Origin of the sequence: Bradyrhizobium sp. Ec3.3, assembly GCF_000472925.1 — a bacterium.
GTDB lineage: Bacteria > Pseudomonadota > Alphaproteobacteria > Rhizobiales > Xanthobacteraceae > Bradyrhizobium.
The window spans coordinates 106,195-113,341 of the sequence record NZ_AXAS01000034.1 but is presented as its reverse complement, the minus strand read 5'-3'; the positions used below and the strand labels follow the sequence as shown (position 1 = coordinate 113,341).

General features: G+C 59.4%; 5 protein-coding genes and 1 pseudogene. All 6 read left to right on the top strand.

What is annotated here, in order from left to right:
* Positions 1-312 precede the first annotated feature (312 nt).
* The gene (locus tag YUU_RS0128725) at positions 313-1,602 is read left to right on the top strand and encodes a glycosyltransferase family 1 protein (protein WP_027525476.1); all 1,290 of its coding nucleotides are present in this window, start codon (positions 313-315) and stop codon (positions 1,600-1,602) included.
* Positions 1,603-2,157: 555 nt separating this feature from the next.
* Positions 2,158-2,546, top strand: a pseudogene (locus tag YUU_RS56745) (transposase); the annotation flags it as partial.
* Between the two features lie 144 nt (positions 2,547-2,690).
* On the top strand, positions 2,691-3,683 hold the full coding sequence (locus YUU_RS0128715; RefSeq protein WP_156944558.1) for a hypothetical protein: 993 nt from the start codon (positions 2,691-2,693) through the stop codon (positions 3,681-3,683).
* A gap of 59 nt (positions 3,684-3,742) precedes the next feature.
* Positions 3,743-5,080 carry a site-specific DNA-methyltransferase gene (locus tag YUU_RS0128710; RefSeq protein WP_027525473.1) on the top strand — a complete coding sequence of 446 codons (1,338 nt, stop codon included), beginning with the start codon at positions 3,743-3,745 and terminating at the stop codon, positions 5,078-5,080.
* Positions 5,077-5,481: a DUF5681 domain-containing protein gene (locus tag YUU_RS52035; RefSeq protein ID WP_051389927.1), complete on the top strand. Its 405-nt coding sequence runs from the start codon at positions 5,077-5,079 to the stop codon at positions 5,479-5,481. The genes YUU_RS0128710 and YUU_RS52035 overlap by 4 nt, the downstream gene beginning before the upstream one ends.
* Positions 5,478-6,929 carry a phage terminase large subunit gene (gene terL / locus YUU_RS0128700; protein ID WP_027525472.1) on the top strand — a complete coding sequence of 484 codons (1,452 nt, stop codon included), beginning with the start codon at positions 5,478-5,480 and terminating at the stop codon, positions 6,927-6,929. Before YUU_RS52035 ends, terL begins: the two co-directional genes overlap by 4 nt.
* Positions 6,930-7,147 lie beyond the last annotated feature (218 nt).

The window sequence follows — 7,147 nt, the reverse complement described above, 5'->3', positions numbered from 1 at the left end:
CTTGGCCCGTGGTCTCCCCTGTGAACGCTTCACGTCGGCCCTTGCGGGACGCCGCGCATCACTCGGGGTCGGGGTGGATGGCTAGTCCTTACCCCATGGGGGACTTTCACCTCCTATTCTTTGCCAGCTTTCCTGGCGCACTCTGTTATGGGGTCAAAACCCGAAGAACTCACTTTGAGCACAATTGGTCTGCTGCGCTCCCGGAAGCCGATCTGTTCGTGAGTCCACGCCCCAAAAAATTCTGATGTAGTCGTAAGTCCTCTACCCGGTTCTATCACGCAGTGACGAACTAACCCTTAAGCCAAGGTTTCCGTGGGCACCGACATCGTTTTCGACGTCAGTCATCTGATCACCAGGCTGACGCAAGCAGCAACCACCGGCATCGACCGTGTCGATCTCGCCTATGCCCGGCACTTTCTGGGCAACCCCGCAATGCCATGCTCGAGCACCCAGTACGGCTTGTACAGGCCCCACGTGCTTGGCACAGGCCAAAGCCGCCGGCTGCTCAGCGATTTCGAGGAGGCTCAGCGCGAGCACGAGACAACCGACAATACCGACTGGTTGCTGCTCTTGAAGAGACTATCTGGATCGACGACGAGCCTACTCAGCTCGGGACGAAGCTCGAAATTGTGGAAAAATAACCTGGTGCGCAACTTTGCTCGCCAAACCGGGTTCAGGATTTTTTGGGATTGGAAGGCCACAATCCCGGAGGGAGCGATCTACCTCAGCGTTGCACAGCACGCCTTCGAGCATGATCGCTTCTTCAGATGGCTGGACCAACGACGTGACGTGTGGCCCGTCTTCTTCATTCACGATCTTCTGCCTCTCGACTTTCCTGAGTTTTTCCCGGCCGGATACCAAGAGCGCTTCCTGCGGCGTCTCAGAACGATGCGCCGGGCGAGCGCCCTGATAACGAGTTCTCAGAGAGTCGCCGACCGAGTTCGTGACGAATTTGCAGCGCACGACCGTCACAACGTACGTATTCATGTCGAGCCGCTGCCATCTCCGCTGGAAAACGCACCAAGTGTGAGATCCTCAGCGCCGATCGGTGGCGACCCCTATTTCCTAATGATTGGGACGATCGAGCCGAGGAAAAATCATGACCTGCTCCTTCACATCTGGCGAACGCTCGCAGATCGGGTTGATTTCCGCGCCAGGCTAGTGCTCGTTGGAATGAAAGGCTGGGAAACCGAGCAGACGATTCGGGAGATTGATCTTACCCCGGAACTTCAGGGCAGAGTGCTTCGTGTTTCAGGTCTTTCACCAGCGCATTTGAAAGAATTGATAAGCGGAGCCGCAGCTCTTTTGATGCCAAGCTTCGCCGAGGGATATGGCCTGCCCATTGTCGAAGCGCTGTCGCTCCACACTCCTGTCATCTGTTCGGACATTCCGGTCTTTCACGAAGTAAGTCAGGGCAAAGCGAGATTCCGTAAACTTACCGATGGGTTGGGCTGGCGGGACGATATCGTTGAAATAGCAAAGCCGGGCTCTGGCTTGCGAACCTACTGCATCGAATGCGCAAGAGAATTCGTTGCTCCGACTTGGACCACCCATTTTCGCAATATTGATCTATTCCTCGCCTCGCTGAACAACGCGAAATAGCCGCTACCGTTGCGGCTTGCTTTGCTTTGAGGGCGGAGCCGGATGGTCGGCCGTAATCGAGGGACGAACTATTCTCTTGCCGTGCGATCTACCGAAGGAGATCTCAATCGCGTGCCTCAGCTCGCAAGGGAATTAGCCTTGCTGTCTCGGATGTTCTAAGGGACTGGCCGCTTCGAAAGGAATGACCTTCTGTGTGGCCTCATGCTAAAAGAATTAGCGCGCCTCCGTCATCGTCACTATCAATCTCATCAGGACCGGATTGGATTCATGAGGTGAAGCACGACGGATACCGGAGGTTCATCCGGAAGGACAAGCGCGTGCGTCTGCTATCCCGCAAGGGCAGCGACTGTACCAAGCGCCATCCCTGCGTCGCCGAGGTCACATGCATGGGGTCGAGCAGCTATGCAGTCTGTGCCAGCAGGTCTGTGGCTGAAAGCCGCGTCACCGTGGTACCGCGAGTGTATAGGGGCGAACAGATCAGTGACCCGTCGAAGGCGGCCTTCATGTTGAGCTGCAGGAGAGTAGAGATCGCTCTCCCAGAAGTCGCTACCGCTGGTCACCGCGATGAAGGCCTGGCTCGAGACGCAAATCGCCCACATCCCGCCTCGCAGCGGCCTGGCCGACGCTATCCGCTACGCTTTGACCCGCTGATCACCCTTTGCCGCTTTCTGGATGATGGACGCGTCGAGCTTGTTACCAACACCGTTGAACGCGCCATTCGCCCCATCACGCTCGGCCGCAACGTCCACCTGTTCGCCGGATCCGACGGCGGCGCCGCCCGTTGGGCAACCGTCTGCTCCCTCATCACCACTGCCAAGCTCAACGATGTCGAGCCGTTCGCTTATCTTGAGGACGTGCTCCAGCGCATGTCAAACGGGCACCCCATGAGTCGGCTCGACGAGCTCCTGCCCTGGAACTGGCGACCAGCGACGGCCGTCAACTGACGCCAAGTGTCAGGAATGGACGCTTACGGTCTCCGGCTAAAAGCGTCAATGCCGGTGAATCCCGCGCGGCGGCTTATGGTCTCGATCTGGATTTCAACATTAGCGTGGTGGAGGACCGTGCTGGCCCGGACTTGCACAAGCCTCATGAGGCAAGCGATTCTGTTTGTTGCGAATCTGAAAACGTCATCCGCGGTGCAGGGGGCCGAGCCGATGCCTGGGCGCGTCGAAGCAAAATGCGGTGGGACCGAAATGGTCCTCCTGCGCGGCTATGGACACGTGTACGATCCGAATGCCGGACCGGGCGATTGCGCCGAAGCGTGTCTGCTCAGCGACGACCAATTTACCGATGTGATGAGCACCTTCCCTGGCCGGCTACGCGAGGGCTGCGAGGCAGAAATTCGCTCCCAACTGGAGCGGGTCCGCGAAGTCATGGTTCAGGCTGAACAACAACGAGCGCAGCAAGCAAGCCGAGCCCAGAGCCACCAAGCCTTGGGCCACGTCATCCAGCACGTTGGCCGATTCCTCAGCTGCGCGGCGCAGCTTGAGTTCGATTGGGTCGCCGAGCACGCGCCGACCGAAGCTGCGGGCGCCCTCGCCGTCTTCTACTTGTTTCCGGGACGATTACGAGCTCTTGCCGAAAGCGCCAGGCGGAAGGCCCGGCAGGGCGACGACGCGCCGCTCCGCAGGTTGGCGGATGCGGCCGATCATCTCGCGGACCAGCTGATGCGGCTGGATGAAGCTTCAGAGGACAAGATTTGTCCTCAGTTGCTCCAGAACGACGACTACGACGTGCGTGATCTGGCGGATGCGATCAGCATCGCGCAGCGGCTTGAGCTCGCGAGCCAAACCGCGCTCGCAATCAGCAAGAAACGGGGCGGTCCGCTTCGGCAGCTGACGCGGCTGCAGGTGGTGATTTGGCTGGCTGACCTCGTGGAGCGGCATGGCGGCACATTCACTCACAATCCTTACGAGCGACTACGCTACGATGGCAGTCCGCAGACGCTTGCCGGCCAGTTCGTCTTAAAATTCTTGCGAACCTGCAGTCCGTCGATCACCCCGCAAACCGTGAGCAGCATGATGGCCGCGGCGATCAGATACAGAAATCGCGCCGGGAGATCGGAGATGAGGTCTTTCTAAGTGCGTGAGGCGGGCCCTCCGCCAATATGCCGATAGGCATATTGCACAAGGAGGCCCTCTTGACGATCAGCACCCGACCAACCAATGGCGATGCACTCCGCCATGATCTGAAACCCACTCTCGTTCTGATCAGCCAGCTCACGACGCTCGGCCACCAAACCCGCCGCCATCCGCAAAGCCAGATCGACAAGCTCGCCGGGTGCGTGCGGGAGTACGGTTTCGTTGCACCGATTGTCATCGACGCCAAGAATCGGGTGGTGGCGGGCTCGGCGTTGGTGGCAGCAGCTCGGCAAATCGGTCTAGATCATGTGCCCGCCGTGACGATTGTCGATCTCAGCGAGACTCAGCTGCGAATGCTGAGGCTTGCACTTAACCGGCTGACCGAGGACGCCAGCTGGGATGTTCAGGCCCTGCGCCTTGAGTTTACTGAGCTCCTCACCATCGACCCACAAGTCGACCTGCAACTAACCGGGTTTTCAACCGGAGAACTCGACGTTGCCGTTTCCGATTCAGAGGATTTGGAAGACGAGTTGCCGCAAGCCGAAGCAGGTCCGGCCGTCACCCAGCCGGGCGATCTCTGGATCCTGGAGGAGCATCGTCTCGTCTGCGCCGATACGCTTCAGGCAGAGAGCTACCGCAGGCTCATGGGCGATGACCGGGCCAGGATGGTTTTTGCCGACCCGCCTTACAACTGCAGGATCGACGGGCACGTCTCCGGTCGGGGCAAAGTCAAACACGATGATTTTGCGATGGCCTGCGGTGAGATGGCTCCGCCGGAATATGAAGCGTTTTTGACCACCGCCTTCGCCCAAATATGCGGCTACGCCGCCGATGGCTCGCTGCATTTCATTTTCTCGGATTGGCGGGTCATGGGCGCGCTACTCAGTGCCGGCCGGGCGATCTACCCCGAGCTCAAGAACCTCTGCATTTGGAACAAGAGCAATGCCGGCATGGGGTCGCTGTACCGCTCCCAGCATGAGCTGGTGTTCGTCTATAAGTTTGGTAACGCTTCGCATATCAACAACATCGCACTCGGCCGCCATGGACGCAACCGGACCAATGTCTGGAGCTATGTGAGTCAGAGCGCGCTGAGCGGAACGTCAAAAAGCAAGTTCGCCCTGCACCCCACCGTCAAGCCCGTCGCGCTCATCGCTGACGCGATCCGCGATTGCACCAACGAGCACGACATTGTGCTCGATCCGTTCGGCGGCGCCGGAACGACGCTCATCGCCGCAGAGCGGACCCGGCGTCGGGCGCGGCTGATTGAAATCGAACCACGCTACGTGGATGTCACCATCCGCCGCTGGCAGCATGTCACGGGCAAGGCGGCGGTGCACGCCGAGACAGGCGAACAGTTTGGCCAACGGGAGCACCGCAGCGGTGGAGAGCACGCGTGAGTCACAAATCCGATAAGGGCGGTGGCTACGGCAAACCTCCCCTGCGCAGCCGCTTCAAACCGGGGCAATCCGGCAATCCCCGCGGTCGGCCGAAGGGCAGCTTGAATTTTGCAACCGACCTGAAGAATACCCTTCAGGCCCTCATCACGCTGAACGAAGGCGGAAAATCACGACGCGTCACCACGCAAAAAGCAGCCTTGCTGCGCCTTCGCGAAAAAGCGCTGAGGGGCGATGTCCGGGCGCTGGATAGATTGCTCTCCTATGCTATGGCGATGAGCGACGGTCCCCCGCAGCACGCGGACACGAGCATGTCGGTCGACGATCAGGCAATTCTCGACTCGTTTCGAGCGCAGGTTCTGGCCGACGCCGAAACCAAGGACGGCGGAGACGACGGCTCATGAGGGATGTCTTAGATGCGCTACTCCGGCGGGATCTGCGTTCCTTCATCCACAAGGTCTTCTACACGGTCTTTCCGGGCATCGCCTATCTACCCAACTGGCACATTGACGCGATCGTCTATCAGCTGCTCCGTCTGATGTCCGGTCGCGGCGGCCGTCTCCTCATCAACCAGCCTCCGCGTTCCCTCAAATCGCTGTCCGTATCGGTCGCCTACGTGGCCTGGCTACTGGGTCACGATCCAAATCGCCGCGTCATCGTGGTCAGCTACTCCAACGACCTTGCCGCCGAGTTGCATCGACAGTTTAGAATGCTGATCGAGTCCCCGTGGTATCGGCTGCTGTTTCCTGCCTTGCGCATAGCAAAAGATACCGGCTCGGAACTGGTGACCACGGCCGGTGGCAGCCGATACGCCACATCCGTCGGTGGGACATTGACGGGCCGTGGGGCCGAGCTGATTATCGTCGATGATCCCTTGAAGGCGGAAGATGCAATGTCGGAGGTGGCTCGCAAACGCGTCATCGATTGGTATAGCGGCACCCTCGTCTCTCGACTCAACGATAAAGAATCCGGCCAAATCATTGTTGTGATGCAACGGCTACACGAGGATGATCTGGCGGGTCATCTTCTACAAACGGGCGGCTGGCACCATCTCGACCTTCCCGCCATTGCGGTGGACGATGATGAAATTCCAGTTGCGGCGGGGCGGTTCGTGCGACGTTGTGCTGGCGATGTGCTGCACCCGGCGCGCGAAGACAGGACAGTGCTTGAGCGGATCAAGGCCGAGATCGGCAGCCTCCAGTTCTCGGCGCAATACCAGCAACGCCCCGTTCCGATCGAGGGCAATCTGATCAAGCGGGAATGGTTTCGCGGCTACGAGACCTTGCCCAAGCCAGGCGCGCGCGATCGCGTCGTGCAGAGCTGGGACACTGCCATGACGACCGGCGAACACAACGACTATTCGGTGTGTACCACCTGGCGTATCGTCAATAACAACTATTACCTGCTCGACGTTTTCAGGGGCCGACAACAATATCCTGACCTCAGAAGGACCGTGATCTCCCTCGCTGCAAAACATAAGGTGGACGCGGTTTTGATCGAGGACGTCGGCCCGGGGATGATGATGCTGCAGGACCTGCAACGTGATACGCCGAACGGCATGCCGCGCCCGATCGGCATCAAGCCCGAAGGCAGCAAGACCGATCGTATGGCGGCACAATCCTTCCGGATCGAGGCCGGGCAAGTGCATCTGCCGACAAACGCAGCCTGGCTCGGCCACTTTTTGCTGGAGCTGCTGGCATTTCCGCACGGCAAACACGACGACCAGGTCGACAGCACATCGCAATTTCTGAAGTGGGCGAGCCACCATCCGATGTTCGATGATATCGAGCTGGACATCATTTCGGTCGGCCGCGGGGACTATGGTGAGGAGTATGGCTTTGGGTACCCATAACCACCGGTTAGCGGGGAGCTCTTTTGCACAACGAAGCCAATTGGTCGCGTTTCGAACCTTAGCCTTCCTTTGACCTGAGAGACCGAAGCGCGCGCTTCTGCAGCGCTAATGCGCTGCGCTCGTATCGCTCAAGCCCGTTGAGCCGCTTGCCGATGGCGCCAGTCGGGCCATCGGGTAGATCGGCCAACATCGCTTGGCGGAGCATTCGGACACGGCAT

Excerpts from the sequence above, each read along its gene's own strand:
- YUU_RS0128715 (WP_156944558.1), top strand. The coding sequence starts at position 2,691 with ATGAGGCAAGCGATTCTGTTTGTTGCGAATCTGAAAACGTCATCCGCG.
- terL (WP_027525472.1), top strand. The coding sequence starts at position 5,478 with ATGAGGGATGTCTTAGATGCGCTACTCCGGCGGGATCTGCGTTCCTTC.